The organism is Geobacter argillaceus, assembly GCF_007830735.1.
Taxonomy (GTDB): Bacteria; Desulfobacterota; Desulfuromonadia; order Geobacterales; family DSM-12255; genus Geomobilibacter; species Geomobilibacter argillaceus.
Genome location: NZ_VLLN01000070.1, coordinates 1 through 1,052, shown reverse-complemented (window position 1 = coordinate 1,052; position 1,052 = coordinate 1). Strand labels below are relative to the sequence as shown.

Sequence of the window (1,052 nt, the reverse complement as noted above, 5' to 3'; positions counted from 1 at the left end):
TGGAGCCACTTGTAATAGCTGTTCCAGTGCCTGACGGTATCGACCGCCAGGACGGCATCGGTCACAAAACCCGTCTGGGTAAGCATTGCCCCAAAGAGCAGCTCCAGGAAAGTTGGAACCGAACGTTTTGGGAGAGCCTCAGCCAGGAATGTGATAGCATCGAACAGGGCTCTGGGGATATGGCGGTATCCCTTGTAGTCCATAGCGGCCTCCAGAGAGAAAATTTCCCTCTAGAGGCCGCGCCTTACTCGCTCTCAAACATCAAGTCGCGAGGAAGGCGCGGCCCGCGATTGGGGCCACAAGGTCAAGCAAATTTTTGTGCTGCTGCAATTATTTTCAAAGAACGCGAAAGTCTAAAGTCCAGAATGAAAAGATACGGGCCAGTATTCGGTGTCTGAAACGAATCAGTTCCATGTTGTCTAGACGATACAGCTTACCACCTTGTAGACCTCGTTCATTACCACGTCGGGGTCGGTGGCCTGATGCATGATCATGTCACGAAGCCTGACAAAAGATTCCACGGTCATCTTGTTTATTTCCAGCCCTACACCGTTTTCGCCCTGTCTGACGACCCGGGCATCCATGCCGATATCGGTGTAAGGGTAAGCATTTACTGTAACATGTACTGGGTTACTTACAGGAACCAGCATAGATGTTCTTACGTACATCCCCTTGAGGCTAATGTCATCTACCTCACCAGAGTGACTGGAGTCGTTGTATTCAAGCAATACATCAGCTTTTAGTTTGACCCTGGTAAAATTTCGTTTTTCCATTGGTCAACAGTCTCCTAATAGATTGTATGTTATCCGATTCTAATATAACTTAAAATTGATAAATGGGATTGCTTTTCGATTTTGATTAAATACTGCAAAAATAGCACCAATAGTAATCTTGTTGAAAATGTGGCGATTTTATCTGTTGTGTTGGGATGACCTAGTTTAGTGTAAAATTTTCCGACAAAGTTTTAATTGTTCAGTTCGGTAAACCACCGGCACAGCCGGTGTGACTATAAAACCTGAATCCGTGACGTGAATTGCTCAATCTGCTGGTTT

The 1,052-nt window shown here is 45.8% G+C and carries 1 protein-coding gene and 1 pseudogene; both read right to left on the bottom strand.

The window, feature by feature from the left end; translation table 11 throughout:
• Window positions 1-203, bottom strand: a pseudogene (locus JN12_RS20375) (IS701 family transposase); the annotation flags it as partial.
• A 216-nt stretch (window positions 204-419) separates the two neighbouring features.
• A complete protein-coding gene (locus JN12_RS20370; protein ID WP_145026393.1) occupies window positions 420-773 on the bottom strand; it encodes a PilZ domain-containing protein in 354 nt (117 codons plus the stop codon).
• Between the last annotated feature and the right edge of the window lie 279 nt (window positions 774-1,052).